At 70.2% G+C, this 26,541-nt stretch carries 26 protein-coding genes; 19 read left to right on the forward strand and 7 right to left on the reverse strand.

Annotated elements, in window-relative coordinates; all coding sequences use genetic code 11:
* The first annotated feature begins 83 nt into the window (after positions 1 to 83).
* The 7 genes from xylA to ACOKR1_RS02905 all read left to right on the forward strand — a co-directional run bounded on the left by xylA (position 84) and on the right by ACOKR1_RS02905 (position 8,453).
* Positions 84 to 1,283, forward strand: a complete 1,200-nt coding sequence (gene xylA, locus ACOKR1_RS02875) for a xylose isomerase (protein WP_422935270.1) — start codon at positions 84 to 86, stop codon at positions 1,281 to 1,283.
* A gap of 4 nt (positions 1,284 to 1,287) precedes the next feature.
* A complete protein-coding gene (xylB, locus tag ACOKR1_RS02880; RefSeq protein WP_422935271.1) occupies positions 1,288 to 2,712 on the forward strand; it encodes a xylulokinase in 1,425 nt (474 codons plus the stop codon).
* Positions 2,709 to 3,710, forward strand: coding sequence for an SDR family oxidoreductase (locus ACOKR1_RS02885; RefSeq protein WP_422935272.1), 1,002 nt, complete (start codon positions 2,709 to 2,711; stop codon positions 3,708 to 3,710). Before xylB ends, ACOKR1_RS02885 begins: the two co-directional genes overlap by 4 nt.
* A 27-nt stretch (positions 3,711 to 3,737) precedes the next feature.
* Positions 3,738 to 4,997 carry a D-arabinono-1,4-lactone oxidase gene (locus tag ACOKR1_RS02890; RefSeq protein ID WP_422935273.1) on the forward strand — a complete coding sequence of 420 codons (1,260 nt, stop codon included), beginning with the start codon at positions 3,738 to 3,740 and terminating at the stop codon, positions 4,995 to 4,997.
* A gap of 436 nt (positions 4,998 to 5,433) precedes the next feature.
* Positions 5,434 to 6,720, forward strand: coding sequence for an adenylosuccinate synthase (locus ACOKR1_RS02895; protein ID WP_422935274.1), 1,287 nt, complete (start codon positions 5,434 to 5,436; stop codon positions 6,718 to 6,720).
* 225 nt (positions 6,721 to 6,945) lie between these two features.
* Positions 6,946 to 7,521 (forward strand): RNA polymerase sigma factor, encoded by a 576-nt coding sequence (locus tag ACOKR1_RS02900; RefSeq protein WP_422935275.1) that lies wholly within the window; start codon positions 6,946 to 6,948, stop codon positions 7,519 to 7,521.
* Positions 7,518 to 8,453 (forward strand): hypothetical protein, encoded by a 936-nt coding sequence (locus tag ACOKR1_RS02905; protein ID WP_422935276.1) that lies wholly within the window; start codon positions 7,518 to 7,520, stop codon positions 8,451 to 8,453. The genes ACOKR1_RS02900 and ACOKR1_RS02905 overlap by 4 nt, the downstream gene beginning before the upstream one ends.
* Before the next feature lie 42 nt (positions 8,454 to 8,495).
* Here the strand turns inward: ACOKR1_RS02905 and ACOKR1_RS02910 are convergent, their stop codons facing one another.
* Positions 8,496 to 9,245, reverse strand: a complete 750-nt coding sequence (locus ACOKR1_RS02910) for a FadR/GntR family transcriptional regulator (RefSeq protein WP_422935277.1) — start codon at positions 9,243 to 9,245, stop codon at positions 8,496 to 8,498.
* Between the two features lie 210 nt (positions 9,246 to 9,455).
* On the opposite strand from ACOKR1_RS02910, the gene ACOKR1_RS02915 reads away from it, so the two are divergent.
* The 5 genes from ACOKR1_RS02915 to ACOKR1_RS02935 all read left to right on the forward strand — a co-directional run bounded on the left by ACOKR1_RS02915 (position 9,456) and on the right by ACOKR1_RS02935 (position 13,438).
* Positions 9,456 to 10,871 carry an MFS transporter gene (locus ACOKR1_RS02915; RefSeq protein WP_422935278.1) on the forward strand — a complete coding sequence of 472 codons (1,416 nt, stop codon included), beginning with the start codon at positions 9,456 to 9,458 and terminating at the stop codon, positions 10,869 to 10,871.
* Positions 10,872 to 10,980: 109 nt separating this feature from the next.
* Positions 10,981 to 11,418 (forward strand): CoA-binding protein, encoded by a 438-nt coding sequence (locus ACOKR1_RS02920; protein ID WP_422935279.1) that lies wholly within the window; start codon positions 10,981 to 10,983, stop codon positions 11,416 to 11,418.
* A 70-nt stretch (positions 11,419 to 11,488) separates the two neighbouring features.
* Positions 11,489 to 12,316: a polysaccharide deacetylase family protein gene (locus tag ACOKR1_RS02925; protein ID WP_422935280.1), complete on the forward strand. Its 828-nt coding sequence runs from the start codon at positions 11,489 to 11,491 to the stop codon at positions 12,314 to 12,316.
* 103 nt (positions 12,317 to 12,419) lie between these two features.
* On the forward strand, positions 12,420 to 12,818 hold the full coding sequence (locus ACOKR1_RS02930; RefSeq protein ID WP_422935281.1) for an MmcQ/YjbR family DNA-binding protein: 399 nt from the start codon (positions 12,420 to 12,422) through the stop codon (positions 12,816 to 12,818).
* On the forward strand, positions 12,815 to 13,438 hold the full coding sequence (locus ACOKR1_RS02935; RefSeq protein ID WP_415855776.1) for a hypothetical protein: 624 nt from the start codon (positions 12,815 to 12,817) through the stop codon (positions 13,436 to 13,438). The genes ACOKR1_RS02930 and ACOKR1_RS02935 overlap by 4 nt, the downstream gene beginning before the upstream one ends.
* Position 13,439: 1 nt before the next feature.
* Here the strand turns inward: ACOKR1_RS02935 and ACOKR1_RS02940 are convergent, their stop codons facing one another.
* On the reverse strand, positions 13,440 to 14,828 hold the full coding sequence (locus tag ACOKR1_RS02940) for an NAD-dependent succinate-semialdehyde dehydrogenase (RefSeq protein ID WP_422936722.1): 1,389 nt from the start codon (positions 14,826 to 14,828) through the stop codon (positions 13,440 to 13,442).
* Positions 14,829 to 14,981: 153 nt separating this feature from the next.
* Here ACOKR1_RS02940 and ACOKR1_RS02945 point away from each other — a divergent pair, with 153 nt between their 5' ends.
* Entirely contained in the window at positions 14,982 to 16,412 is a 1,431-nt protein-coding gene (locus ACOKR1_RS02945; protein ID WP_422935282.1) for a PQQ-binding-like beta-propeller repeat protein, read from the forward strand.
* A 180-nt stretch (positions 16,413 to 16,592) separates the two neighbouring features.
* Here ACOKR1_RS02945 and ACOKR1_RS02950 read toward each other — a convergent pair whose 3' ends face one another.
* Complete coding sequence (locus ACOKR1_RS02950) at positions 16,593 to 17,582, reverse strand: helix-turn-helix domain-containing protein (RefSeq protein ID WP_422935283.1); 990 nt, start codon at positions 17,580 to 17,582, stop codon at positions 16,593 to 16,595.
* Between the two features lie 93 nt (positions 17,583 to 17,675).
* Between ACOKR1_RS02950 and ACOKR1_RS02955 the strand changes: the two genes are divergently transcribed.
* On the forward strand, positions 17,676 to 17,927 hold the full coding sequence (locus ACOKR1_RS02955) for a hypothetical protein (RefSeq protein ID WP_422935284.1): 252 nt from the start codon (positions 17,676 to 17,678) through the stop codon (positions 17,925 to 17,927).
* A gap of 26 nt (positions 17,928 to 17,953) precedes the next feature.
* On the opposite strand, the gene ACOKR1_RS02960 is transcribed toward ACOKR1_RS02955, so the two are convergent.
* On the reverse strand, positions 17,954 to 18,637 hold the full coding sequence (locus ACOKR1_RS02960; protein ID WP_422935285.1) for a TetR/AcrR family transcriptional regulator: 684 nt from the start codon (positions 18,635 to 18,637) through the stop codon (positions 17,954 to 17,956).
* Between the two features lie 122 nt (positions 18,638 to 18,759).
* Here ACOKR1_RS02960 and ACOKR1_RS02965 point away from each other — a divergent pair, with 122 nt between their 5' ends.
* The 5 genes from ACOKR1_RS02965 to ACOKR1_RS02985 all read left to right on the forward strand — a co-directional run bounded on the left by ACOKR1_RS02965 (position 18,760) and on the right by ACOKR1_RS02985 (position 22,970).
* Positions 18,760 to 19,692: an NAD-dependent epimerase/dehydratase family protein gene (locus ACOKR1_RS02965; protein ID WP_422935286.1), complete on the forward strand. Its 933-nt coding sequence runs from the start codon at positions 18,760 to 18,762 to the stop codon at positions 19,690 to 19,692.
* 65 nt (positions 19,693 to 19,757) lie between these two features.
* Entirely contained in the window at positions 19,758 to 20,567 is an 810-nt protein-coding gene (locus tag ACOKR1_RS02970; protein ID WP_422935287.1) for an alpha/beta fold hydrolase, read from the forward strand.
* 43 nt (positions 20,568 to 20,610) lie between these two features.
* A complete protein-coding gene (locus ACOKR1_RS02975) occupies positions 20,611 to 21,525 on the forward strand; it encodes an oxygenase MpaB family protein (protein WP_422935288.1) in 915 nt (304 codons plus the stop codon).
* Positions 21,526 to 21,587: 62 nt separating this feature from the next.
* Positions 21,588 to 21,881 (forward strand): DUF503 domain-containing protein, encoded by a 294-nt coding sequence (locus ACOKR1_RS02980; RefSeq protein ID WP_422935289.1) that lies wholly within the window; start codon positions 21,588 to 21,590, stop codon positions 21,879 to 21,881.
* A gap of 129 nt (positions 21,882 to 22,010) precedes the next feature.
* Positions 22,011 to 22,970: a hypothetical protein gene (locus tag ACOKR1_RS02985; RefSeq protein WP_422935290.1), complete on the forward strand. Its 960-nt coding sequence runs from the start codon at positions 22,011 to 22,013 to the stop codon at positions 22,968 to 22,970.
* 113 nt (positions 22,971 to 23,083) lie between these two features.
* Here ACOKR1_RS02985 and purL read toward each other — a convergent pair whose 3' ends face one another.
* Genes purL through purS form a run of 3 tightly spaced genes read right to left on the reverse strand, consistent with a single transcriptional unit; the run spans position 23,084 to position 26,471 of the window.
* A complete protein-coding gene (gene purL, locus ACOKR1_RS02990; protein WP_422935291.1) occupies positions 23,084 to 25,426 on the reverse strand; it encodes a phosphoribosylformylglycinamidine synthase subunit PurL in 2,343 nt (780 codons plus the stop codon).
* The gene (purQ, locus tag ACOKR1_RS02995) at positions 25,423 to 26,184 is read right to left on the reverse strand and encodes a phosphoribosylformylglycinamidine synthase subunit PurQ (RefSeq protein WP_415855176.1); all 762 of its coding nucleotides are present in this window, start codon (positions 26,182 to 26,184) and stop codon (positions 25,423 to 25,425) included. Before purQ ends, purL begins: the two co-directional genes overlap by 4 nt.
* A gap of 2 nt (positions 26,185 to 26,186) precedes the next feature.
* Entirely contained in the window at positions 26,187 to 26,471 is a 285-nt protein-coding gene (gene purS / locus ACOKR1_RS03000; RefSeq protein ID WP_422935292.1) for a phosphoribosylformylglycinamidine synthase subunit PurS, read from the reverse strand.
* Between the last annotated feature and the right edge of the window lie 70 nt (positions 26,472 to 26,541).

Here is a 26,541-nt window from a genome sequence, read left to right on the forward strand (position 1 = left end):
GAAGGCCATTGACCAAGTTCACCATGACCCATATAGTTCAGAACACATACTAAATCACTTTCGAGCCCAATGAGGTGCCTGATATGACCCCTAAGCCCACGACAGCTCCCAGTCCTGCGGACAAGTTCACGTTCGGCCTCTGGACCGTCGGCTGGACCGGCAATGACCCGTTCGGCGTCCCGACCCGCGCGGCCCTCGACCCCGTCGAGGCCGTGCACAGGCTCGCGGAGCTCGGCGCCTACGGCCTCACGTTCCACGACAACGACCTCGTCCCGTTCGGCGCGTCCGCCGATGAGCGCGAGCTCATCCTCAAGCGCTTCCGCGCCGCGCTCGAGGAGACCGGCCTCAAGGTCCCCATGGTCACGACCAACCTGTTCAGCCACCCCGTCTTCAAGGACGGCGGCTTCACGTCCAACGACCGCTCGGTGCGCCGCTTCGCGCTCGCGAAGCTGCTGCGCAATATCGACCTGGCGGCCGAGCTCGGCGCCGAGACGTTCGTCATGTGGGGCGGCCGCGAGGGCTCGGAGTACGACGGCTCGAAGGACCTCGCCGCCGCGCTCGACCGCTACCGCGAGGGCGTCGACACCGCCGCGGGCTACATCAAGGAGAAGGGCTACGGCCTGCGGATCGCGCTCGAGCCCAAGCCCAACGAGCCGCGCGGCGACATCCTCCTGCCGACCGTGGGCCACGGCCTCGGCTTCATCGCCCAGCTCGAGCACGGCGACATCGTGGGCCTCAACCCCGAGACGGGCCACGAGCAGATGGCGGGCCTGAACTTCACCCACGGCATCGCGCAGGCGCTGTGGGCCGGCAAGCTCTTCCACATCGACCTCAATGGCCAGCGCGGCATCAAGTACGACCAGGACCTCGTGTTCGGCCACGGAGACCTCACGAGCGCGTTCTTCACCGTGGACCTGCTCGAGAACGGCTTCCCGGGCGGCGGCCCGCGCTACAACGGCCCGCGCCACTTCGACTACAAGCCGTCCCGCACCGACGGGTACGACGGCGTGTGGGCGTCCGCGGCCGCGAACATGTCCATGTACCTGCTCCTCAAGGAGCGCGCGGCGTCCTTCCGCGCCGACGCGGAGGTCCAGGAGGCCCTGCGCACCTCGGGCGTGTACGAGCTGTCCGAGCCCACGCTCGCGCCGGGGGAGACGACGGCGGAGCTGCTCGCCGACGCGTCCGCGTTCGAGGCGTTCGACGCCGACGCGGCCGGTGAGCGCTCCTACGCGTTCATCCGCCTCAACCAGCTGGCCATCGAGCACCTCCTCGGGGCACGGTAGGTTCATGCCGCTCGTAGCCGGAGTCGACAGCTCTACGCAGTCCTGCAAGGTCGTGGTGCGCGACGCCGAGACCGGCGCGCTTTTGCGTTCCGGCTCGGCGCCCCATCCTGCCGGCACTGAGGTGCACCCCGACGCGTGGTGGGACGCGCTCCAGGCCGCGATCTCGGCCGCAGGCGGGATCGACGACGTCGCGGCGATCTCCGTGGGCGGCCAGCAGCACGGCATGGTGTGCCTCGACGAGGACGGCGCCGTGGTGCGGCCCGCGCTCCTGTGGAACGACACGCGCTCGGCGGCGGCTGCCGAGGAACTCGTCAAAGAAGCGGGCGACGGCGACGCTGCCGCCGGCGCCCGCTGGTGGGCCGAGGCGACTGGCACGGTGCCAGTGGCCTCGATCACCGCGACGAAGCTCCGCTGGCTCGCCGAGAACGAGCCCGAGAACGCGGCGCGGACCGCGGCCGTCTGCCTCCCGCACGACTGGCTCTCGTGGCGGCTCGCGGGCCACGGGCCTGGAACCGATGGGCTGGACGCCTTGCGGACGGACCGCTCGGACGCATCGGGCACGGGGTACTGGTCGCCGTCGTCGGGCGAGTACCTGCCGGAGATCCTCGTGCGGACGCTCGGGCACGTCCCGGTCCTGCCGCGCGTCCTCGGGCCGCTCGAGGCGGCCGGGACCGCGGCGGGCGGGGCGCTCATCGGCCCCGGCGCCGGGGACAACGCGGGAGCCGGCCTCGGGGTCGGCGCGTCGGTGGGCGACGTCGTCGTCTCGATCGGCACCTCGGGGACGGTGTTCGCGGTAGCCGGCCAGCCGACGTCGGACGCTTCGGGGCTCGTGGCGGGCTTCGCGGACGCGACCGGGCACTACCTCCCGCTCGTGTGCACGCTCAACGCCTCGCGCGTGCTCGACGCGACGGCCGCCCTCCTCGGGGTGTCGCTGCCCGGGCTCACGGAGCTCGCGCTCTCGGCGCCGGTCGGCGCCGAGGGGCTCACGCTCGTGCCGTATTTCGAGGGTGAGCGGACGCCGAACCTCCCGGACGCGACCGGCTCCCTGCACGGCCTCACGCTGCGGAACTACACCCCCGCGAACCTCGCGCGCGCAGCGGTCGAGGGCATCGTGTGCTCGCTCGCGGACGGGCTCGCGGCCCTGACGGCGAAGGGCGTCGCGGCCGAGCGGATCATCCTCGTGGGCGGCGGGGCGCGCTCCGCCGCGGTCCAGCAGGCCGCGGCCGCGATCTTCGGGCTGCCCGTGCTCGTCCCCGAGCCGGGGGAGTACGTGGCCGACGGCGCCGCGCGCCAGGCCGCGGGCGTCCTCTTGGGCGCGTTCCCCGAGTGGAAGAATGCGGGGACAGCCACCGTCACCGCCCCCGCGGCGCCGGGCGTGCTCGAGCGCTACCGGAGTGAAGCATCGGCGAAAGGCAGGCCACACTCGTGAGTCCACTCAAGGTCCTCTTCATCGGGGGCAGCGGCACCATCAGCTCGGCGAGCACGCGCCTCGCGGTCGAGCGGGGCATCGAGCTCACTCTGCTCAACCGCGGCACCGGGCGGCGAGAGATTCCCGCCGAGGCTGAGCAGCTTGTCGCCGACGTCCGCGACCCGGGCTCCGTCCGGGAGGCGCTCGGCGGGCGGGAGTTCGATGCCGTGGTCGATTGGGTCGCGTTCACGCCGGAACACGTGCGCACGGATCTCGAGCTGTTCGAGGGGCGCACGGGCCAGTACGTCTTCATCAGCTCCGCCTCGGCCTATCAGACCCCGCCGGCGCGGCTGCCGATCCTGGAATCGACGCCCCTCCGGAATCCGGTCTGGCGGTACAGCCAGGACAAGATCGCGTGCGAGGACGTGCTCGTCTCGGCGTACCGGGAGAGGGGCTTCCCGGCGACCATCATTCGGCCCTCGCATACCTACGACCGCACGAGCGTCCCGTTCAACGGCGGCTGGACGGCGGTCGAGCGCATGCGTCAGGGCAAGGAGATCGTGGTGCACGGCGACGGCACCTCGCTGTGGACGCTGACCCACCACGAGGACTTCGCGCGCGGCTTCGTCCCGCTGCTGGGGAATTCCCGCACGCTTGGCGAGGCCTTCCACCTCACCTCCGACGACGTTCTGACGTGGGACCAGATCGCTCACATCCTGGCCCGCGCCGCCGGCGCCGAGGTCCGGATCGTCCACGTGCCCTCGGACGCCATCGCGGCGGCGGACCCGGACTGGGGCGCCTCGCTGCTCGGCGACAAGACCCATTCCGCGGTCTTCGACAATTCGAAGCTGCGCCGCGTGGTGCCAGACTTCGTGGCGCGGATCCCGTTCGAGCAGGGCGCGCGGGAGATCGTGGCCTGGCACGACGAGGACCCCTCGCGCCGGCGAGTCGACCCGCGCTACGACCGGCTCATGGATGAGCTCGTGGAGCGCTTCCGGGTCCCCGCCGCCGCTCTCTGACTCTCTACTGATCTCGAAGGCTGATACATGAAGAACTGGGCTGGAAATCTTGAGTACTCGGCGGCCTCCGTGGCCCGGCCGGAGTCGGTGGGGGAGCTCGCGGAGCTCGTCGCCTCGGCCGAGCGCGTGAAGGCGCTGGGCTCGCGGCACTGCTTCAATGACGTGGCCGACACGGCCGGGCTGCAGGTGGTGCTGGACCGGCTGCCGGGCGGGGTCGAGGTGGACTCGGCGCGGCGGGTGGCCCGCGTGGCCGGCGGCCTCACGTACGGGGACCTCGGGCTCGCACTCGAGGCCCAGGGCTGGGCGCTGCACAACATGGCCTCGCTCCCGCACATCTCCGTGGCGGGGGCGGTGCAGACCGGGACCCACGGGTCCGGGATCGCGAGCCCCGCGCTGGCCTCGGCCGTGAGGGCGGTGGAGTTCGTCCGGGCCTCCGGGGAGGTGGAGAGGGTCGAGGAGGGCGACGGCGACGAGTTCTTCGGCAGCGTCGTGGGCCTGGGCGCGCTGGGGATCGTGACCGCGCTCGAGCTCGCGGTCGAGCCGACGTACCTGGTGCGGCAGCAGGTCTTCGAGAACCTTCCGTGGGCGACCGTGCTCGCGGACTACGACGCCGTGGCCGGGGACGGGTACAGCGTCTCGCTGTTCACCGACTACGCCGGGGACACCGTGCCCCAGGTGTGGCGGAAGGTGCGGGTGGACGCCAGTGGCGAAGGTGGCGCCGCTGGTTCTCCTTCTGGCTTCCACGGTGCGGTGGCCGCCACGGTGGCCCGGCACCCGCTGCCGGACATGGACGCCCTGAACTGCACGCAGCAGCTTGATGTGCCGGGGCCGTGGCTCGAGCGGCTCCCGCATTTCCGGCACGAGTTCACGCCCAGCGCGGGCGACGAGCTGCAGACCGAGTACCTGCTGCCGCGCGCCCAGGCGGCCGGGGCGCTTGCCGCGGTGCGCGGGCTCGCGGGGAGGCTCGCGCCGCTCCTGTTCGTCTCGGAGGTGCGGACCGTCGCGGCGGACGAGTTCTGGCTCAGCCCCTCGTACCGGCAGGACAGCGTGGCGCTGCACTTCACGTGGCGGCCGCTGCAGGCCGAGGTCGAGGCGTTCCTGCCCGAGCTCGAGGCCGCGCTCGCACCGTTCGCGGCCCGGCCGCACTGGGGGAAGCTGTTCACGGTCCCGACCGACTCGCTCGAGCGGCTGTTCCCGCGGTTCGGGGACTTCCGCGAGCTCGTGGCGAAGCGGGACCCGGAGGGCAAGTTCCGGAACGCGTACCTGGACAGGGTCCTGGGCGCCTGACGGGGGCGTGCCAACTCCCGCACAGCTGTAGTTAGCCCGGGCGAGCCCGCCTGCCGCCGAGTTCCCCACCTTCTCCGCCGACCTCCCCTGGTTTCTGGAGACGACGGAGGGACACGCCGTTGTCGACCGCGGATCCGCCGCGCCGGCAGCGTTGAAATTGGGGAAATTGGAACTGACGTTGGGGAATTCGGCGGGGGCCGAAAGGAAGCTGTGCCGTCCACTGTGTCCTCCCCAGATGCGTTCGTGCACGTCTGTTTCCCGCTGTGGGCGGTTCTACGCACCCCTTGGGTAGACTTGGGTGGCAAGAGCCCCGGCACTCTTGCCGCGCAGCCGTTCCGTGCACGGATTGAACGGCGGCCGCGCGCCAGAGTCGGGGTTTTTCCACGTATGCGTTCGGCCAGCCGGGCCGGAGGCGGTATCCCTCGGGGAGGAATCCATGCCCGCAATCGTGATCGTCGGAGCCCAATGGGGCGATGAGGGCAAAGGCAAGGCCACCGATCTGCTCGGCGGCCGCGTGGACTACGTAGTCAAGCCCAACGGCGGGAACAACGCCGGGCACACCGTCGTGGTCGGCGGCCAGAAGTACGAGCTCAAGCTCCTTCCGGCCGGCATCCTGAGCCCCAACGCGATCCCGATCATCGGCAACGGCTGCGTGGTGAACCTCGAGGCGCTCTTCGAGGAGATCGACGGCCTCGAGGCGCGCGGCGGCGACGCGTCGCGCCTGCGGGTCTCGGCGAACGCGCACCTCGTGGCGCCCTTCCACCAGACGCTCGACAAGGTCACCGAGCGCTTCCTCGGCAAGCGCGCCATCGGCACGACCGGCCGCGGCATCGGCCCCGCGTACATGGACAAGGTGGCGCGGCTCGGCATCCGCGTCCAGGACGTGTTCGACGAGTCGATCCTGCGGCAGAAGGTCGAGGGCTCGCTCCGCCAGAAGAATGAGCTCCTCGTCAAGGTCTACAACCGGCGCGCGGTGGGCGTCGACGAGACCGTGGATTACTTCCTGAGCTTCGCGGAGCGGCTGCGGCCGCTCGTCGTCGACTCGACCTACGTGCTCAACCAGGCGCTCGACGACGGCAAGGTCGTGCTCATGGAGGGCGGCCAGGCGACGTTCCTCGACGTTGACCACGGCACGTACCCGTTCGTGACGTCGTCGAACCCGACGGCGGGCGGCTCGTCCGTGGGCTCCGGCATCGGCCCCACACGCATCTCCCGCGCGATCGGCATCATCAAGGCGTACACGACGCGGGTCGGCGCGGGCCCGTTCCCCACCGAGCTGTTCGACGAGATGGGAACCTACCTCCAGAAGACGGGCGGCGAGTTCGGTGTCAACACGGGCCGCCCGCGCCGCTGCGGCTGGTACGACTCGGTGCTCGCCCGGCACGCCTCCCGCGTGAACGGCTTCACGGACTACTTCCTCACGAAGCTCGACGTCCTCACGGGCATTGAGCGCATCCCGGTGTGCGTGGCCTACGACGTCGACGGCGTGCGCCACGACGAGATGCCCATGACGCAGACCGAGTTCCACCACGCGAAGCCGCTCTTCGAGTACTTCGACGGCTGGACCGAGGACATCTCGGGCGCGAAGACGCTCGATGACCTCCCGGCCAACGCCCGCGACTACGTCCTGGCCCTCGAGAAGCTCTCCGGCACGCGGTTCTCGGCGATCGGCGTGGGTCCGGACCGCGACCAGACCATTGTGGTCCGGGACCTGATCGACTAGGCGGGCCGGCGCCGTCACGGTGGGTCGATGAGGCCCGGAAACGTGGAAAAAACAACTTCCCAAAAAAATCTGACTCGCGCGTAACCTTCGGGCCGCTTCGCGCGATCACGTAGGTGGAAGCCGGGTTGGAATCTGTCCCCCATCATGTTCCAGCCCGGCTTCTACTACGTCTCGGATCAGGTGCACGCGCGGACCGCCGTACCTATACACTGGGACGGTTTGGGGATGACTCTACGGAGCGGGGAAAACGTGCCGGACGTGCTCACGGATCAAGACCTCGTGGTTGGCGTTCATCCCGAACCGGATCTCTTTGCGCGCGTCTACCGTGCGATGGCCCCGGCGGTCATCGGCTATTTCGGGGCCCGGGGCGTGGACGATCCGGAGGCGCTCATGCAGGACGTCTTCCTGAGCGTCCTCCCGCGGATCGGGGAAATCACCGGCGGCGTTGCCGGACTTCGGACCTTCGTCTTCTCGGTCGCGCATGCGCGCGCCGTCGACTATTACCGGCGCACCGAGCGCCGCCCGCTCAACGTCGACTACGACCCGCTCCTGGATTTCCGCGAGGTCCCTTCCGCGGAATCGGAGGCGCTGGCCCGCACCGGCCAGACCGACGCACACTTGCTCATCGGCGCGCTCAAGTCCGAGCAGCGCGATGTGCTCATGCTCCGCATCGTCGGCGAGCTGAGCATCGACGATGTGGCGACGGTCCTCGGGAAGACCCCGGGCGCCGTCAAACAGCTTCAACGGCGGGGCCTCAAGGCTTTGCGAGAGATGGTTTCGGAAGGGGTGATGGCTGAGTGAGCAGCGAATCGAGGCGGGATCCGGTGGCGGACGTCCTCGCCGAGGCGGGTCTGGCGCACGACGCCGCGCTAGGCCGGGCGCTCGAATCCCTCCGCGCGCTGAGCCCGGCGGAGGCTCCCGAGCCGACGGGTGCGCTTGCCGAGTTCTTCGCGAATGCCGGGGGCTCCACGGCGCTCTTCGCCGCGCCGACCCCGAGCCGTGCCGGGAGCCGCGCCGCGGACGCAGCGCTCGAGAAGCTCGCGGTGCCGATCGAGCTCGCGGCCGTGCGCGCCGCCCCGCGCAAGCGCCACCGCGGCGCGATGATCAGTGCGGCCGTCGTGGCCGGCGTCGGCCTCAGCGCCTCGGGCGTCGCCGCGCTGGGCGGGGTGGACTACTCGGGCGACGCCCCGTCGTCGTCCGTTCGGGCCGCCCAGCCTCCCGCGCAGTCCTCGGCGGGCCACACGACGAGCGCGGACCGGGCTCCGGCTGTCGCCGTGCCGGCCTCCCGGGACACCCCGGTGAGCGCGCCCGCGACCGGCGCAGGCGAGTCGGGCACCACGGCCGCCGCTGCGGCGCCGCGGCACCGGGTCGAGGACGCCGCCCAGAAGCTCGAAGACGACGCGCGGAACGCTCTCGCCGCCGCCGAGACGATGATCGCCCAGGCGGTCCGCGGCTCCGCGGGGCGGCACTCGGCGGGCGCAATGAACGACGACGGCGGGTCGGCTTCCGCTGCGCAGTCGCAGGGTGGGAACGCGAGCGGCCAGTCGTTCAGCAACGGGGCGGCTCAGCCGAGCTCGGCGCAGAGCCAGGATCAGCAGGCCTCTGCCGCCGCGTCGAATCAGCAGTCCGCACGGCACCTTGAGCTGCAGGACCTCGGGGTTCCCCAGGCGGCTGCCATCCAGGGTGCTCCCCGGCACCTCAAGACACCGTCAGTCCTCGGTGTGGGCCTCTAACCCGTCCTCCCGCTGATCTCCGCCGCTTGACCCGTCTGGCCGTCAGAGGGGCTGGTCGAGCGGCGAGAAGAACTCGCTGACCTCGGACATGGTCCGCGTCATGATCGCCCGCATGGCGTCGTGGGCCTCGTCGGCGCGCTGGCGCTGGATCGCGACGGCCACGTCCAGGTGCAGCTGGAGGGCGTTTGCGTGCGGCCGCTCGGGCATGAGCCCCAGATGCGTGCGCCCGGACAGCACCTCGGCCACGAGCGGGTGGAGCGTCGAGAACATCTCGTTGCCCGAGGCCTCGAGGATGCGGCGGTGGAACTCGATGTCGAGCCGGAGGAACCGTTCGAGGCCGGTCTCGTGCCCGGCCGCCCACAGCTCGCCGGCGAGGGTCATGAGCTCCGCCGTCGCGGTCTGCGGCGCCCTGAGGGCGGCGAGGCGGGCGGCCTCGGGTTCGACGGCGGCGCGCAGCTCCGTGAGCGACCTCAGCTGCGCGTACCGCCCCGTCGAGGCGAGGCGCCAGCGGATCACCTGGGGATCGTAGAGGTTCCATGCTGACTCGGGCTGGATCTGGACGCCGACTCGGCGCCGCATCGCGACGAGCCCCATGGACGCGAGCACTCGCACGGCTTCGCGGACCACGGAACGTGAGACGCCGTAGCGCTCCTCGAGTTCTTCGATCTGGATGACGCGGCCCGCGGGGAGGGAGCCGCCCGCGATCGCGGAGCCCACCTCTTCGAGCACTTTGGCGTGCAAGCCGGTCGCAGCCGAGGGGCCGGGCGTGGCAAGCGGGCCGGCGTGCGCCATGTGGACTCCTAGGAGGATCGTCGGTGATCGGGCCAAAAGGGGTCCCTACATCATAGCTGTTGCGTCCCTCACGCTTTTAGGTATGATCTAAGCCGCATCTGGAAGACGAAGATCAGATGTAAAACACCATCTAGGAGTGACTATGGCGTCATCCCACACCGCCTCGCTGGCCTGTGCGACGCATGTCGGTTCCCAGCGAGAAAGGCGATGATGGACCAGACCACCATTCGTCGGTTGTCCGATGAGGCGACCGACGTCCTTCTGAACAAGAATGGAACGACCTCCAGTCGCCGCGGCGGCTGGATGATGATCGCGACGATCCTGATCGAGGCGTGGGATCTCTATGCGATCTCGTTCGTGCTCGTGTTTATCTCGGCGGAGTACCACCCCACGGCCGTGGAACTGGGCCTCGTGACGGCGGGCGTTCAGGGCGGCGCCCTGCTCGGTGCGCTGATCGGCGGCTACGTGGCCGACAGGCTGGGCCGCAAGCGCGTGTTCATCCTCACGATGGTCCTGTTCATCGTGCTCGCCATCGTCCAAGGGTTCTCAGTGGGCGTGTGGGACCTGATCATCATCCGGTTCCTCATCGGCATCCCGCTCGGCTCCGACATCTCCAACGGCTACGCCTACATCATGGAGTCGATGTCCAAGGGCGCCCGCGAGGTCATGGGCAGCCGCTGGCAGTTCATGTTCGGCCTCGGCGAGGTCTTCTCGATCGTCGTCATCACGATCATGTACGCCGCGGGCATGGACCACGCCATCCTGTGGCGCGTGGCCCTCGCCATCGGTGCCGTCCCGGCGCTGATCCTGCTGCTGGCCCGGCTGAACCTGCCGGAGACGCCCATGTCGCTCATCCAGCGCGGGCAGTTCGTCAAGGCCAAGGAAGTGTCGCAGAAGCTCTTCAACGATTCGCTGGACATGCTCCCGAATGAGGACGTGGAGATCGAGAAGCCCAAGGTCGGCGACTTCCTCAAGGTCATCTGGGCCGACAGGACCCGCCGCCGGGCCACGATCTTCGGCTGGATCTCCAACGCGTGCCAGGGCGCGGAGTTCACCGCGTTCGGCTTCTACCTGCCCGTGATCCTGGTCAGCGCGGGGGTCGGGGTGGTCGGCACGGCCGCGAACACGAACATCACCGGCACGAACCTGGTCACCGCGGGGATCTACGTCCTGGCCACGATCTCGGGCTTCGTGGCCCCGATCATGATCACCAGGATCGGCCACCGCGGCGTGTCGATGTGGGGCTTCGGGCTCGCGTTCGTGGGCCTGCTCATCGGCGCGTTCGCGCTCGGGGCGGACATCAAGTGGCTCATCGTGATCGGCGCGTGCGTGCTCATGTGGGGCCACTACTGGGACGCCTCGAACGGCATGACGATCACCTCGATGGTCGCCCCGTCCCGGTTCCGGGCCACGGCCTCGGGCTTCGGGTACGTGTTCGTCAAGGCCGCCTCGTTCTTCGGCGCGTTCATCTTCCCGATCATCACCGCCTCGTGGGGCAAGGTCGGGGCGACCTTGGCCGTCTCGGTCCTGTCCCTCATCGGCTTCCTCGCCGCGAGGTTCATCCTCCCCGAGCTCTACGGCTACGTGGACCGCGAGGAGACCGCCGTCGAGGGCGCGAAGGCGTAATTGCCTTCTCGCTGTCGCGACAAAGGCCTGCGGGGCCGGTTCCCTTACAGCGGAACCGGCCCCGCGGCTCTTCCGCCAGATTCCGGAACGCGCGGCGTAGAGTGAGGTTATGGGACATGTCAACGATCCCGAGGTCATCGAACGGCTCATGAACACGTCTGGCCGGTGGGCCATCGTGGGACTGAGCCAGAACCAGTGGCGCTCCGCCTATTCAGTGTCCGAGTTCGTCCGTGACGAGCTGGGCCAGCGCATCATCCCGATCAACCCCCGCGGCGAGGACGTCCACGGCGAGACCGGCTACAAGCACCTCGCGGACATCCCGCCCGAATTGCACCCGATCGACGTCGTCGATTGCTTTGTGAACTCACAGCGTGTCGGTGAGGTGGTGGACGAGGCGATCGCGGTGGGTGCGAAGGCCGTGTGGCTGCAGCTTGGAGTGATCGACGAGGCCGCCGCGGAGCGGGCCAAGAAGGCCGGCCTCGACGTCGTCATGAACTCGTGCCCGGCGCAGGAAGCATGGCGCCGAGCCAAGAGTCCTGGCATTTGACTTGTTATCCGGACGTTAATGTGCTTGCCGTACGCTAAGCACTGACCCGTTCGCCCTCCCAGGGGATTCCATGCCTGATCCTGCCCGCTTCCATCCGACCCGTCGCGCCGCGCTGGCGATCCTCGGCGCTGCCGCCGTGGGCGGGGCGCTGAGCGCAAGCGGTGAGCTGCAGCCGCCGCACGCGACGCCCGTCGCGGACATCCCCCGGGACACCGGCGTCCAGATGGCGGCCGACTCCTCAGATCAGGCACCGGCGTCCGCCCCGCCCGCGCCGCCGCATTTCGAGTCCGACTTCAAGCTCCCGCCGATCCAGAACGGCCTGGCTCCCGTCATCACGCGCGTGACCACGAAGCAGCCCGTCGTCTTTCTGACGATCGACGACGGCATCACGAAGAAGCCCGAGGCGATCGACCTCCTGCGCAAGTACAACTACCCGATCTCGATGTTCCTCACGAAGAACTTCGTGCAGGACAGCCCGGACTACTTCCGCCAATTCATGCGTGAGGGCGACTTCGTGGAGAACCACACAGTCAGCCACGACGTGCAGATGTCCACGAAGGCCTACGCCTACCAGCTCGCGGAGATCAAGGGCATGCAGGACTACGCCCAGGCGACGTTCGGGCGTCGCCCCACGCTCTTCCGCCCGCCCGGCGGCGCGTACTCGAACGTCATGCGCAAGGCCTGCGCCGACGCCGGCATCAAGGCGCTCGTGGACTGGGAGACGAAGGTCAACGCCAGCCACATGGACTACCAATACGGCAACGGGCTGCGGCCCGGCGACGTGGTGCTCATGCACTTCCGGGAGGAGTTCGCGGCCGACCTCGAGGCGTTCCGTGCGGCCCAGCTCGCGGCGGGCCTCACCGTGCTGAACCTCGAGCGGTTCATCGGGGCCGAGTAGCGCGTTCGCCTGCGGGGCTCGCCCGTCGACGTCGAACACCGGCAGGCCTGACGCGGCGCTTGCCTCCCCTGCGAGGGGAGGCAAGCGCGGTTAGGCTGAGGCCATGGATGCCGATGCGGTGAGAGAGCTCTGCCTGTCCTTCCCAGGGGCCTACGAGGATTACCCGTTTGGGCCCGAAGTTGCCGTCTACAAAGTCCGCCCGCTCGCCTCGGCGGGCTCCGCCGTCGAAGGCAAGATGTTCGCGGCGATCCGCCCGGAGCAGCGGCCGCTGTCGCTCTCGCTCAAATGCGATCCGGCGCTCGCCGTGCAGCTGCGCGCGGCCCATGCGGAGATCACGGGCGCTTACCACATGAACAAGAAGCACTGGAACGGCGTGCGCCTCGACGGAGAGCTGTCCGTGGGTGCCGTGCGGGACATGGTCGAGGATTCGTACGACCTCGTGGTCGCGTCGCTCCCGAAGGGCCAGCGGGAATCGCTCGGATGGTCGGGGTTGGCCCGATGACACTCGAGCAAGCCACCCTCGACCACCTGTGGGACTTCCACAACCCTGCGGCCTCGGAGGAGGCCTTCCGACGAGCACTCGACGATCCTGAGTACGACGGCGTCGAGCTGGCCGAGCTGACCACGCAGCTTGGGCGGGCCATCGGCCTGCAGGGCCGCTTCGAGGAAGCCGATGCGATCCTCGACGCGGTCGACGCCGAGCAGGACCCCACGATCGCGGTCCGCGTCCTCCTCGAGCGGGGCCGAGTGCTCAACTCCGCGGGGCACGCGGCGATGGCCGTCCCGCTCTTCGAGCAGGCGGCGGAGCTCGGGGAGCATCTCGGCGAGGAGTTCCTCGCGGCGGACGCGCTGCACATGCTCGCCCTCGCCGACGACGGCCACGCCGAATCGTGGACGCGTGCCGGCGTCGAGTACGCCGCAGGCGCCCACTCGCCGCGCGTCCAGCGTTGGTGCGTGGGGCTGCACGGCAACCTCGGGTGGCACCTGCTCGACGCCGGCGAGGCGCACCGTGCGCTCGTGGAGTTCCAGCTCTCCGAGCAATGGGCGGTCCGCGTCGGCACGCCCGATCAGGTCGACTGGGCGCGGAGGGGGATCACCGCGTGCCGCTCGGCGGGCGCCTGAATCAGTCCGCGATGAAGAAGAGGCGCTTGTTCACGAATTCCTCCATGCCGAGCGGGCCGAGCTCGCGCCCGAAGCCCGAGCGCTTGACGCCGCCGAACGGCATCTCCGCCCCCTCCGCCGCGGGGATGTTCACATTGGACATCCCGACTTCGAGCCGCGAGGCGACCCGAGCGGCCCGCTCGGGGTCGTCGGAGAACACGGCGCCGCCCAGGCCGTAAGGCGAGTCGTTCGCGAGGCGCACGGCCTCGTCGTCGTCCGCGACCTTGTAGACCACGGCGACCGGTCCGAAGAGCTCCTCCCGGTAGGCGCGCATGTCCGGGGTGACGCCCGTGAGGACGGCGGGGGAGAAGTACGCGGCATTGCCGTCCTCGAGGACGCCGCCAGCGTGGAGCGTCGCGCCCTTGTCCACGGCGTCCTGCACCTGTAGGGCGAGGCCTTCCGCGGCTGCGCGGGAGGAGAGCGGGGCGAACGTGCCCTCGACGTCGGCCGCGGGGTCGCCCGGCATGAGGCCCTGGGCGCGGGCCGTGAGCTCTGCGACGAAGTCGTCGAAGATGCCGTCGGCGACGATCATGCGCTTGTTCGAATTGCACGCCTGGCCCGTGTTCTCCATGCGCGTGGCCCACGCGGTGGCGGCCGCGCCGGCCACGTCGGCGGCGTCGAGCACCACGTACGGGTCCGAGCCGCCGAGCTCGAGGACGGCCTTCTTGAGGTTCCTTCCCGCGAGCTCGCCGATGATCGCCCCCGCGCGCTCGGAACCCGTGAGCGAGACGCCCTGGATGCGCGGGTCCGCGATGATGTCCGCGACCTGCGCGTGGCTCGCGAAGACGTTGACGTAGGCGCCGGCCGGGACCCCGGCATCGTCCATGATCTGCTGGATCGCGAGCGCCGAGCGCGGGCAGTTCTCGGCGTGCTTGAGCAGGATCGTGTTGCCGAGCATGAGGTTCGGCGCGGCGAAGCGGGCCACCTGGTAGTACGGGTAGTTCCACGGCATGATGCCCAGGAGCGGCCCGATCGGGAGCCTTTGGACCACCGCACGGCCGCCTGAGAACGTCGTGATCTCCTGGTCCGCGGCGAGCGCGGGACCCTGCGCAGCGAAGTAGCGGAAGATGTCCGCCGCGAACTCGGCCTCGCCGCGCGACTGCGAGAGCGGCTTGCCCATTTCTGTGGTGATGATCTTCGCGAGCTCGTCGGCGCGCTCCGCGAACAGCTCCCCGACGCGGGCCACGATCGGGGCCCGATCCGCGATGGGCACGTCTCTCCACGTCTGGTACGCAGCGGCGGCCGCCGCGATCGCGGCCTGGATCTCGGCGTCGGTCGCCGTGGCGAACGTCTCGACAACCTCGCCCGTCGCCGGGTTCAGGACGCGGTAACCGGGTTCAGCGGGGCTCATGGTGGTCACGGCTGGCTCCTTCTGGTGCGTTGATGGTTCCCCTTACGCTTTATCACCACGGGCAACGCCTGTCACCTGCGGGGCGGCGCGTGGTCGCCTTCCGTGCCACCCTTGGAAGCAGCGGTGCTCGGCCTTGGAGGAGGCGGGATCACGATGGGCGCGAGAGGCATGGCGGGGACGACGGCGGGCGGGACGCTTGGTGGGCTTCTGCGGGCCGCGGCCACCTTGGCTCTCGTCCTCGTGGCCGGCTGCACGTCGCCGCAGACGACGGCGCCGCCCATCCAGACCGCCAGCGTCCCCTTGACGGCGTCCCCCGGCGCGCGCAGCCCCCAACCACTCCTGCCGGACGACTGGCCGACGTATCACCGAGACGCGGCCCGCACCGGGGCCGCGACGGGGCTGCCTGCCCTGGGGCCGCTTCGCACCGCGTGGACCACACAGCTCGACGGCGCCGTCTACGGCGAGCCGCTCGTGGTCCGAGGCAGGGTGATCGCGGCGACGGAGTCGGACACGGTCTACGCCCTCGACGCCGCGACCGGGCGGATCGTGTGGCAGCGCAACCTCGGCTCGCCCGTCCCTCGGTCGGCGCTTCCCTGCGGCGACATTGACCCCCTGGGCATCACGGGAACACCGGTCTACGACCCGGACACCGGGCTGGTCTTCGCGGTCGCGGAGCTCTCCGGCGGCCACCACGAACTCGTCGGCCTCGATGCCGAGGACGGCTCGCTCGTGGTGCGCCGCGACGTCGAGCCTCCCCGCGGCAACCCCCTCGCGTACCAGCAGCGGGCCGCGCTCGCCCTCCTGGGGGGCCGCGTCTACGTCGCCTACGGCGGGCTCTACGGCGACTGCTCGGACTACACGGGCACCGTCCTCTCCGTCTCCACGTCGGGCGGCGGGCCGATCGACTCCTACGCGGTGCCCACGCCCCGCGAAGGCGGGATCTGGGCGCCGGGCGGCCCCGCCGTCGACGGTTCACGCCTGTTGGTCGGGGTGGGCAATGGTGAGTCGACCACGAGCTACGACGGCTCCGACTCGGTGCTCTCCCTCGACGCCTCGCTGCGCCGCACCGACTTCTTCGCGCCGACCACGTGGGCCCAGGAGAACGCGAGCGACGCCGACCTCGGCTCGACGACGCCCGTCCGGGTGGGACCGTACGTGTTCATGGACGGCAAGAGCGGCACGGCTTACCTCCTGGACCCCAACCACCTCGGCGGGATCGGTGGTTCGCTCGCGCAGGCCAGCGTGTGCCGGGCCTTCGGGGCGGCGGCGGTGACGGGGATGACCCTCTACGTACCATGCCGGGACGGGCTGCAGCAGGTGACGGTCGCCGAACCCGCCGCAATCCGAACGGGCTGGAAGCTGCCCCTGCACGCGGCGGGCTCGCCTGTGACGGGCGCGGGCGCGGTGTGGGTCGTCGACTACGGCACCGGCGAGCTCTATGCCCTTGACCCCGGAACCGGCCACGTCCTGGAGCAGGCGCAGCTCGGGCCCGTGGCCCACTTCGTGACCCCGACGCTCTCCGGCAGCCGGGTCTTCGTCGGGACGCTCAACGGCGTCACGGCGTTGACGTGGGCGTCGCGATGAGTTTCCGACCGGGATCGGCCGCCTGATCCGGCCCTTGACCGGTGTGTCGCGCCCGACGCGCCGATGAAGGCCGTCAACCACGGTCGCGAACAGACGACGGCGGACCGGGTCGCGTTGCGGGGTCTCGGCCGGAGCGTTGCGGGGTCACTGGCGGGGTGGTGTGGGGTCTCTGCCGCCGCCTCACGCCCGCGCGAGCAGCTCCTCGCCCACGCGGCCCCGCTGGTAGAACACTTCGCGCCCGGCCCGCACCGGCTCGGTGAGCCCCGATTCGGCGAGGATCTTGAGGTGGCTGCTGACCGTCCCGGCGGCGAGGTCGAGCGCGCAGGCGAGCTGCGTCGTCGTCATCGGGACGTCGAGCTGGGCGAGGATCTGCGCCCGGGTTCGCCCGAGGAGCCGCGAGACAGGGCTCTCCTTCGTGTCGCGGCCCTTCTCCCACAGGCGGCCCACACCGCGCGGCGCGTACGTGATCGTGGGGATGAACGGAGCCGTGTTGAGCACGAGCGTGTTCGGCCACACGAACGCGTTCGGCACGAGGATGAGCCCGCGGCCCGGCTCGGGGAGGTCGGTCGCCTCGCAGCCGCGTGTGATCTCGAGGCCGTCAGGCGTGGGGCGGACGCTCGGGTGCAGGGTCTTGAAGACCTCTTGGATGCCGTGGTGGGCCAACTCCTCGAGGCGCGAGTCGATGTCCGCGAGCAGCACCGAGCGCAGGCGCGGCCAGTAAGGCTCGACGGCGGTGGCCCAGTACCACTCGAGGGCGGCGGTGATGCGGGGCACGGCCGCGTCGATGTCGGCGCGGAACTCGTCGATGATGCGGCGCGAGTAGTCGGGAAGGCCACTGTGGTCGAGGTAGCCGAGGTCGCGGAGCCACAGCTCGGCCGGGATCGTGGCGAACGCCTTGAGCGTCTCGCTGAACGAATCCTGCCGGAGCGGCGTCGGCGTGAGCGCGTCGGGGATGGGGCCCTTAGGGGGAACGAGCGTCGTGAGCACGCGGAGATGCTCGCGGGCCTTCGGTTCCGCCGCATCGGCGAGGCGCTTCTTCGCCTCCTCGATCCACGGCCGGTGCAGCGGCGTGCCCTGCTGGAGCGCCCGGAGGCTCGTGACGGTTTCCCACAGGGGCGAGGCTTCGAAGCGGACCCTCGTGAGGTCCTCGCTCGTGAGCGTGATGAACATGGATCCAGCCTAGGAATCCGGGGTTCTCCGGTCGAGGATTTGGGCGGAGCCGAATCGTTTCGTGCCTCGGGGGCTCGGCGCAGACTTCAGTGCATGACCACCAACGCTTGCCCCGCTCCCTCCCTCCCGACCGTCCCCACCACCCGCGCCGCCTCGCTGCCCAGGCGCTCACATACCCGGTCCGCGGGCCTCGCGGACGCTCGCGCCGCCGTCGTTCGCGCGTGGGGTTGGCTGCTCCACGAGGTGCGCCAAGCGGCCGACGTCGACGCTCGGCTCCGCGCCCGCCGCGAGGAGGACGCCGCTCGCCTCGTGCAAGGTTCCGGCCTGCTCGGTCGGCTCTACTGAGCGGCCCTTCTGAGCCGGACCGCGGATCAGGCTGGGAGGCCCGCGAGGTCCGCCATGAGGTTCATCTGGTGCTCGAAGTAGTCGCGGCGGGCCTGGATGGTGCCCTCGAGGCGCCCGAAGACCTCGAAGCTGACGAGTCCGTACAGATGAGTCCAGCCGGCGAAGACCCGTTCCAGCAGGCCCTCGCCGATCCCGCCGCCCTGCTGGTCGATGAGGCGGCGCAGATCGGCCCGCACGCCCTCGGGCAGGGGCGTTCCGGGTGGCTCCTCGGCGGGTGTCGCCGAGGCGGCGATCCCCGTGAGGATGAAGATCACCGACGAGGCCGGTCCCACGGTGTCCTGCGGAGCGGCATACCCGGGAACCGGGGTTCCGTAGAGCAGGCCATACTCGGCCGGATGGGCGAGGGCCCAGTCTCGCACCGCGTGCCCGGTGGCCAGCCAGCGGCCCCGCAGGTCGGTCCGGGAGACCTTGGCCTCTGCTCGCTGGGCGGCCTCGGCCATCGCCCCGTAGCCCTCGACGATCAGGGCGGTCAGCAGCTCGTCCCGGCTGGGGAAGTAGCGGTAGAGGGCGGAGGGGACCATGCCCAGGTCCCGGGCCACGGCGCGGAGCGACAGGTTCGCGCCGTCGGTAGCAAGGCGCCGGCGAGCCGCCGCCTTGATCTCCTCCATGAGCTCGGTGCGGATCCGCGCGCGCAGTGATGGTGCTGGCATGCCTCCTACCCTCCCACAAGCCAAGGAACGGTGCCACGAAGCGAGAACACTGTTCTTGATCAAGGTGGACGGCGTGAGTACATTGTTCTTGTTGGTGATCACTGTTCTCGAGGGGGCTTCTCATGTCGTTGCATGTCGTGGTGGGAGCGGGACCGGTGGGCACCGCCGTCGCCCGCCTGCTGGCTGAGCGGGGCGAGCAGGTCCGGCTCGTCACCCGCAGCGGGAGCGGCCCCGAGTACCCGGGCATCGACCGTCGCGCGGCCAGCGCCGCCGATCCCGAGGCGCTCGCTCGGCTCGCCGACGGGGCCTCCGTGCTGTACCAGTGCGCGGCCCCTGCCTACCACCGCTGGCTAGCCGAATTCCCGCCCCTGAGCGCCGCCGTCGTCCGTGCCGCCGAGCTGACCGGGGCCGTCCTGATCAGCGCCGGGAACCTGTATTCGTACGGCGAGGTCGCGGGCCCCATGACCGAGGACCTCCCGGCGCGGCCGAACTCGGCGAAGGGCCGGATCCGGGCCGGCATGTGGGCGGCCCAGCTCGAAGCCCACACCGCGGGCCGGATCCGCACGGCAGAGGTGCGCGGCTCTGACTACCTCGGCGCGGGCGCGCAGACCACGTTCACGATCATGGTCCTGCCCGCGGTGCTCAAGGGGCGCCTCGCCTTGGTCCCGGCCGATCTGGATGCCCCCCACAGCTGGACCTACGTCGGCGACATGGCCCGCACGATGATGGCCGTCGGCGCCGACGAGTCGGCGTGGGGCCGCGCCTGGCACGCCGTCACACCACCCCCCGTCTCCGTTCGGGACCTCGCGGCCCGCGCGGCGACCTTGGCCGGGACCGCCCCGGCGCGCCTTGGCCGCATGCCGCTCGGCGTGCTCCGCCTCGCCGGGCTCTTCAGCCCGGGGGCTCGCGAGCTTCCCGAGATGCAGTACCAGTTCGACCGACCCTTCGTGCTCGACTCCACCGCCGCCCAGCGGGCCTTCCGTCTCGCCCCCACCCCGACCGACGAGGCCCTCGGCGAGACGATCCGCGCGATGACGGCCGCGGACCGTCGCTGAGCCCGCGTCGACTCTGCTGAACGGAGCCTTGACCGCCTGGGGGACGCGGCCCGACGCTGAATCGCATGGAAACGGTCAGCGTCGCGGGGCTTCGCATCGCCTACCGGACGGCCGGCAGCGGGCCGCCGCTCGTCCTCCTGCACGGCGCGTACGAGGACGGCCGGGTCTGGCAGGACCAGCTCGACGACCTCTCCGACGAGTTCACCGTCATCGCGTGGGACGCGCCGGGCTGCGGAGGCTCTGACGACCTCACCGACGGCGCCGGCTCGCTCGGCGAGATCCTCGCGGGGCTCCTCGCCGAGCTTGGCCTCGTCGACGGGGGCGGCAAGCCACACGTGCTCGGCCTCTCGTTCGGCTCCGTCGTGGCCCTGGACCTGTGGCAGCACCACCCCGAGATCCCCGCCTCGCTCGTCCTCGCCTCCGCGTACGCAGGCTGGGCGGGATCCCTCCCGCCCGAGGAGGTCGAGCGGCGCATTCTCCAGGCGACCGCCGAACTGGACATGCCGCCGTCGGAGATTATCCCGGCCTGGCTGCCCACTCTCCTGACCGCCCGCGCCACCGGAGAGATGCGCGCAAGGGTCTCGCGGCTCATCAAGGACTTCCGCCCCTCGGGCATGCGCGCGCTCCTGGCGGTCGCGGGGCGCGCCGACTACCGACCCGTTCTGCCGACCATCACCGTGCCGACGCTCCTGCTGTACGGTGCCGAGGACGTCCGCTCGCCCCTCGCCGTGGCCGAGGACCTGCAACGTCAGATCCCGGGGTCCGAGCTTGCGGTGCTCCCAGGCGTGGGGCACATGAGCTTCATCGAGGACCCGGCGGGGTTCAACGGCGCCGTCCGGCGGTGGCTGCGTGGGCGCGGCGCGGGGCGCGGCTGACGGCGGGATTGCCGGGAGCTCCTCCGCGCGCGACGCTGGAGGGGTGAGCAACGGTGTTCTCGCCCCCTTGCGCCGCCGGCTGAGCCGCACGTTCGCGGGGCAGTCCGAGGGCGTCCCCGAGTGGGAGCTCGCCCTCGAGAAGGGCGACGACGCGGGCTACTTCCCGCCCGATTCCGTCACATGGCGGGTCCACGGCGGGATGACGCCGATCGTGGGCGGCATCCGCGCCCTCCTCACCCAGGCGCTCAATCCGGGGGTCCTCGCGGGCGTGGTCGACCACTCGTACTACCGCGAGGATCCCCTCGCGCGGCTGGCCCGCACCATCCGCTGGGTCTTCACGGTCACGTACGGCGATACGGCCGCCGCCCACCGCGCGTGCGAGCACGTGCGGCGGCGGCACGACGCCGTCGTCGGGCAGTACACCGACGGCCTCGGCGAGGCCCGCGAGTATTCGGCGAACGATCCGGAGCTGCTCGCGTGGGTTCACCTCGCCTTCACGGATGCCTTCCTCGGCGCGTACGAGTATGTGCGCGGCCCGCTCGCCCCCGGCCTCGCCGACCAGTACGTCCGCGAATGGGCCACCGCGGGCGAGCTCATGGGGGTCGCCGAGCCGCCGCGCTCCCTCGCCGAGCTGCGCGAACAGCTCACCGCATATGACGACGGCGCGCGCCTCGCGCACAGCCCCCGCCTCGACGAGGTGGTTGGCTTCCTGCGGCGCCTCCCGCTCGACCCTCTGCTGGTGCCGGGGTACAGGACCCTGTTCGCGGCCGCGATCGATTCGATGTCCGATCGTCATATCGAGCTGCTCGGGCTCAACCGGCAGGCGGTCAGGCACGGGCTGCTTCCGGCGCGGCAGGGCGCTCAGGTGACGCTCGCCGTCGTCGGCCTTGCCCTCGGCAGCCCGGGTCCCAGCGAGGAGGCGGCCCGCCGCCGGCTCGCCCGCCTCGGCGTGCTGTAGCCCGGCCCGACAACTCGCCCGCTCTGCATCCGAGACGGAGGGGCGGCGGCGAGAATGGGCTCATGTGGATCGCGTGGATCGAGTTCGACATCCTGCTCGGGGACGTGCACTCGCTTAAGGAGAAGCGGGCGATCGTGCGTCCTCTCGTCGCCGAGCTGAGACGGCGGTTTGAGGTCTCGGCGGCAGAGGTCGGCGCGCAGGAGCTCTACCGCCGGGCCGAGCTCGGCGCGGTGCTGGTGACCGCGGACCGGACCCATGCGGTCGAGGTGCTCGACGCCGTCGAACGTTTCGTGGCCGGCCGCCCCGAACTTGACCTTCTCAGCGCGCGCCGCCGCGAACTCTGCAGCGACGACTAATCCTCCCCAAGGCCAATCGACTGCTCCGTAAGTGTCGTTTTGAGCCCTCAAAACGACAGTTACGGAGCAGTCGATCGGGGCCTGTGGATAACTTCAGGCCGGGCACGGCCGATCTGGTCAGATAGTGCCATGAAGACCCCTCGACCGCTTCCCGGAGAGCTGCCGTTCCGACCCTTCACGGTCGCCGAGGCCGATGCGGCCGGGGTTTCGGAGCGCCGCCTGAGACATGGGTCCCTGCGGTCGGTCGGGCGCGGAATCCGCGCGCCGAGGACGACGGCGAAGGTCCCCTTGGTCGCGCGGGTTCGCCCGTTCCTCGAGGTCAACGAGTTATGCGCGGCGTCGCACGTGACCGCTGCCGAGCTCCACGGTCTGCCGCATCGCCGCCGGCGCGCCAGCGACCCCGAGGTCTACCACGTGATCCGACCCGAGGGGGCAGCGCACCTCAACCGTCCGCACGTGACGGTGCATCGGGCAAAGCTCTTTGAAGATGAGGTGAGTTTCGCGCAGGGCCTTCCCGTGACGACGCCCGCACGGACGTGGCTCGACCTAGCCGAGACGGTGAGCATCGATGAGCTCGTGGCGGTCGGAGATGCGTGCGTCCGCATCCCATATCCAGACCTCGAGGGGCGCACCGATTCCCATTGCACCATCGCGGACCTTCGCCGGATCGTGGACCGCCACAAGGGCAAACGGGGCATCAGGAAGGCGAGGATCGCCCTCGAACTGATCCGTGTCGGCTCGGATTCTCCCCAGGAAACCCAACTTCGGCTCGAACTCGTTCGTGCCGGCCTGCCTGAGCCGCGGCTCAACGTCCAGATTGTAGGCCCAGACGGACGCCGTGGGCCTAAGCCCGATATCGCATTTGTGGACTATCGCGTAGGAGTCGAGTACGAGGGCGAGCATCACGGGGAGGTCCAGCAGGTGGTACGCGACATCACCAGGTCGGAAAGCTATGCCGACGCGCTCTGGACCGAGGTACGGATTTCGAAAAGGCACATGCTCCACAACGCGAAGGCAGCGGTCGCGAAGGTCCGAACGGCGCTGGTCGCGGCGGGTTGGCGTCCCGACAGTAAAACGACTGCTCCGTAACCGTCGTTTTCATGGCTCAAAACGACGGTTACGGAGGGCCCACATCGGCGAGGGCCCCCGGGCGAGGAACGAGCCCGGGGAGCCGATGGGGACAGTCGATGCGGGTGAGGGCGTCAGCCGAAATGCTTCGGCAGCGTTCCCTCGTGGGCCGTGCGGAGCTCGGCGATCGGCAGATCGAACAGGCCCTGCACCTCGAGCGCGGTTGCGAGGACGTCGACAACGCCGAGGCGCACCACCGGGAACTGGCGCGCGGTGGCCATGTCGTTGAAGCGCACCTCCTCGGAGCGCGGGACGGCTACGACGGCGCGAGCCTGCGACTCCGAGAACAGGGCCGTGAACGCGTCCACGCCGTCGCGCGCGCAGAGATCGTCGAGCGCCACGCGCGCGCCGACGCCGAAGCGCAGCACCATCTCGGACAGGGCCGCGGCGAGGCCGCCCTCGGAGAGATCGTGCGCCGAGTCGATCATGCCGTCGCGCGAGGCATTGATGAGGATCGCGCCCAGCGTCTTCTCCGCCTCGAGGTCGAGCCTCGGCGGAAGCCCGCCGAGGTGCCCGCGCAGGTTCGCGAACTCCGAGCCGTCGAGCTCATCGCGCGTGGTGCCGAGGAGATAGATCGCCTGGCCGTCCGCGTTCTGCTGCCAGCCCGACGGCGTGCGGCGGTCGACGTCGTCGAACTTCCCGAGGACGCCCACCACGGGGGTGGGGTGGATCGCCGTCGTGCCCGTCTGGTTGTAGAGCGAGACGTTGCCGCCGGTGACCGGGATCCCGAGGGTCTGGCACGCGTCGGCGAGGCCGCGCACGGACTCCGCGAACTGCCACATGACCTCGGGGTCCTCCGGGGAGCCGAAGTTGAGGCAGTCGGTCACGGCCATCGGCACGGCGCCGGACGTCGTGACGTTGCGGTACGACTCCGCGAGGGCGAGCTGCGCACCGGTGTACGGGTCGAGGTACGCGTAGCGGCCGTTCGCGTCGGTCGAGATCGCGACGCCGAGGCCGGTCTCCTCGTCGACGCGGATCACGCCCGCGTCGTCGGGGGAGGCGAGGGCCGTGTTGCCGCCCACGTAGTGGTCGTACTGCTTCGTGACCCACGACTTGTCGCACATGTTCGGCGAGGCCATGAGCTCAAGCACGGCGGCCTTGAGCTCGTCGCCGCTCTCCGGGAGCTCAGCCCTGGCCTGCGACGCCCGGAACGTGTCCGCCTGGACGCCGTCGAGCCACTCGGGCCGGTGGAACGGCCGGTTGTAGACCGGGCCCTCGTGGGCCACCGTGCGGGGGTCGACGTCGACGATCGTCTTGCCGTCCCACGTGATCACGAGCCGGCCCGAATCTGTGACCTCGCCGAGCCACGAGAACTCGACGTTCCACTTCTCCATGACCTTCTCGAACTCGGCCACGTTGTCCGGCGTCACGACCGCCATCATGCGTTCCTGCGACTCGGACATGAGGATCTCGCCCGGGGTCAGGGTGGGGTCGCGGAGCAGGACGTTCGTCAGCTCGACGCGCATGCCGCCCTCGCCGTTCGAGGCGAGCTCCGACGTCGCGCAGGAGATGCCGGCGGCGCCGAGGTCCTGGATGCCCTCGACGAGCGAGTGCTTGAAGAGCTCGAGGCAGCACTCGATGAGCACCTTCTCCGCGAACGGATCGCCGACCTGGACGGCGGGCCGCTTGGAGGGCTTCGAGTCGTCGAAGGACTCTGACGCCAGAACCGAGGCCCCGCCGATCCCGTCGCCGCCCGTGCGGGCGCCGAACAGCACCACGCGGTTGCCCACGCCCGAGGCGTTGGCGAGGCGGAGATCCTCGTGGCGCAGCACGCCGACGGCGAGCGCGTTCACGAGCGGGTTGGCCTGGTAGACGGAGTCGAACACGACCTCGCCGCCGATGTTCGGCAGCCCGAGCGAGTTCCCGTAGCCGCCGATCCCGGAGACGATGCCGTGCACGAGGCGGGCCGTGTCCGGGTGGTCGATCGCGCCGAAGCGCAGCGGGTCCATGACGGCCACGGGGCGGGCGCCCATCGAGATGATGTCGCGCACAATGCCGCCGATGCCCGTCGCCGCGCCCTGGTAGGGCTCGACGAACGAGGGGTGGTTGTGGGACTCGACCTTGAAGGTGACGGCCCAACCGTCGCCGAGGTCAGTCACACCGGCGTTCTCGCCGATGCCCACCATCATGTCCTTCTTCATCTCGTCGGTGAGCTTCTCGCCGAACTGGCGGAGGTGCACCTTCGAGGACTTGTAGGAGCAGTGCTCGCTCCACATGACCGAGTACATCGCGAGCTCGGCGGCGGTGGGGCGGCGGTCCAGGAGCTTGACGATCTCCTCGAACTCGCCTCTCTTGAGGCCCAGCTCGGCCCAGGGCAGTTCGACGTCCGGGGTCCCCGCGGCGTGCTCGACCGTGTCGATGTTGAACTTCGGCGCGGTCTGGGTTTCGTTGGGCACTGTTCTATTCCCTGCGGTCATTTCGCCTCCACGAGCTGGCTGAGGACGGACGCGAAGAAGCCGAGGCCGTCGGTGCTGTAGTGTCCGTCGGCGCCGAGCGGGCCGAAGCCGGCCTCGACGGCGTGCTCGGGGTGCGGCATGAGGCCCACCACGTTGCCCGCCGTGTTCGTGATGCCGGCGATCCCGCGGCGCGAGCCGTTCGGGTTCCAGCCGACGTACCGGAATGCGACGCGGCCCTCGGCCTCAAGCGCGTCGAGCGTCTTCTCGTCCGCGACGTACTGGCCGTCCTGGTTCTTGAGGACGATCGTGATCTCCTGGCCGGCCGCGTACTGGTTGGTCCACGCGGTGCGGTTGTTCTCGACCCGGAGCGTCTGGTCGCGGCAGATGAACTTGAGGTGGTCGTTCTTGATCATCGAACCCGGCAGGAGGTGCGCCTCGGTGAGGATCTGGAAACCGTTGCAGATCCCGAGCACGGGGAGCTTGTCGATCGAGTTGGCGGCATCGACGATCTTCGCCATGAGCGGCGCGAACCGCGCGATCGCGCCCGCGCGCAGGTAGTCGCCGTACGAGAAGCCTCCCGGGATGACGATCGCGTCCACGTCGCCCAGCGTTGTGTCGGCGTGCCAGAGCGGGACGGGGGTCGCGCCCGCGAGGCGCACGGCGCGCGCGGCGTCGCGGTCATCGAGCGTGCCGGGGAAGGTGACGACGCCGATGCGGGCGTCCGTGAGCGGCGCGTTCTCGGCCACCGCGGTGCCGCCGATGAGGGGCGTTTCGCTCATGGTCAGCGCACCTCGGCCGCGCCGGCCGCGTCCGTCTCCTCCGAGAGGACTTCCACGTTCACCACGTCTTCGATCACGGGGTTGGAGAGCATCGTCGCGGCCGCGTTGCGGGCCTGCTCGAGGATCTCCTCGGTCACCTCGCCGTCCACGGTCAGCTCGAAGCGCTTGCCCTGGCGCACGCCGCTGAAGGCCGTGAAGCCGAGCCGCGGCAGGGCCCCCACGATCGCCTTCCCCTGCGGGTCGAGAATCTCGGGTTTCGGCATGACATCGACAACGATCCGGGGCATCGAGGAGGCTCCTGTGCTTGAGGGTGAGTGAGCAAGCCACAGAAGACTCCACCAACGACGGGCGCAAGAG

Origin of the sequence: Sinomonas sp. P47F7 (genome assembly GCF_049332655.1) — a bacterium.
Taxonomy (GTDB): Bacteria; Actinomycetota; Actinomycetes; order Actinomycetales; family Micrococcaceae; genus Sinomonas.

Coding starts and splice junctions, on each gene's coding strand:
- xylA (WP_422935270.1), top strand. CDS start 84: ATGACCCCTAAGCCCACGACAGCTCCCAGTCCTGCGGACAAGTTCACG.
- xylB (WP_422935271.1), top strand. CDS start 1,288: ATGCCGCTCGTAGCCGGAGTCGACAGCTCTACGCAGTCCTGCAAGGTC.
- ACOKR1_RS02890 (WP_422935273.1), top strand. CDS start 3,738: ATGAAGAACTGGGCTGGAAATCTTGAGTACTCGGCGGCCTCCGTGGCC.
- ACOKR1_RS02895 (WP_422935274.1), top strand. CDS start 5,434: ATGCCCGCAATCGTGATCGTCGGAGCCCAATGGGGCGATGAGGGCAAA.
- ACOKR1_RS02900 (WP_422935275.1), top strand. CDS start 6,946: ATGACTCTACGGAGCGGGGAAAACGTGCCGGACGTGCTCACGGATCAA.
- ACOKR1_RS02910 (WP_422935277.1), bottom strand. CDS start 9,245: ATGGCGCACGCCGGCCCGCTTGCCACGCCCGGCCCCTCGGCTGCGACC.
- ACOKR1_RS02915 (WP_422935278.1), top strand. CDS start 9,456: ATGGACCAGACCACCATTCGTCGGTTGTCCGATGAGGCGACCGACGTC.
- ACOKR1_RS02920 (WP_422935279.1), top strand. CDS start 10,981: ATGGGACATGTCAACGATCCCGAGGTCATCGAACGGCTCATGAACACG.
- ACOKR1_RS02925 (WP_422935280.1), top strand. CDS start 11,489: ATGCCTGATCCTGCCCGCTTCCATCCGACCCGTCGCGCCGCGCTGGCG.
- ACOKR1_RS02930 (WP_422935281.1), top strand. CDS start 12,420: ATGGATGCCGATGCGGTGAGAGAGCTCTGCCTGTCCTTCCCAGGGGCC.
- ACOKR1_RS02935 (WP_415855776.1), top strand. CDS start 12,815: ATGACACTCGAGCAAGCCACCCTCGACCACCTGTGGGACTTCCACAAC.
- ACOKR1_RS02940 (WP_422936722.1), bottom strand. CDS start 14,828: ATGAGCCCCGCTGAACCCGGTTACCGCGTCCTGAACCCGGCGACGGGC.
- ACOKR1_RS02945 (WP_422935282.1), top strand. CDS start 14,982: ATGGGCGCGAGAGGCATGGCGGGGACGACGGCGGGCGGGACGCTTGGT.
- ACOKR1_RS02950 (WP_422935283.1), bottom strand. CDS start 17,582: ATGTTCATCACGCTCACGAGCGAGGACCTCACGAGGGTCCGCTTCGAA.
- ACOKR1_RS02955 (WP_422935284.1), top strand. CDS start 17,676: ATGACCACCAACGCTTGCCCCGCTCCCTCCCTCCCGACCGTCCCCACC.
- ACOKR1_RS02960 (WP_422935285.1), bottom strand. CDS start 18,637: ATGCCAGCACCATCACTGCGCGCGCGGATCCGCACCGAGCTCATGGAG.
- ACOKR1_RS02965 (WP_422935286.1), top strand. CDS start 18,760: ATGTCGTTGCATGTCGTGGTGGGAGCGGGACCGGTGGGCACCGCCGTC.
- ACOKR1_RS02970 (WP_422935287.1), top strand. CDS start 19,758: ATGGAAACGGTCAGCGTCGCGGGGCTTCGCATCGCCTACCGGACGGCC.
- ACOKR1_RS02980 (WP_422935289.1), top strand. CDS start 21,588: ATGTGGATCGCGTGGATCGAGTTCGACATCCTGCTCGGGGACGTGCAC.
- ACOKR1_RS02985 (WP_422935290.1), top strand. CDS start 22,011: ATGAAGACCCCTCGACCGCTTCCCGGAGAGCTGCCGTTCCGACCCTTC.
- purL (WP_422935291.1), bottom strand. CDS start 25,426: ATGACCGCAGGGAATAGAACAGTGCCCAACGAAACCCAGACCGCGCCG.
- purQ (WP_415855176.1), bottom strand. CDS start 26,184: ATGAGCGAAACGCCCCTCATCGGCGGCACCGCGGTGGCCGAGAACGCG.
- purS (WP_422935292.1), bottom strand. CDS start 26,471: ATGCCCCGGATCGTTGTCGATGTCATGCCGAAACCCGAGATTCTCGAC.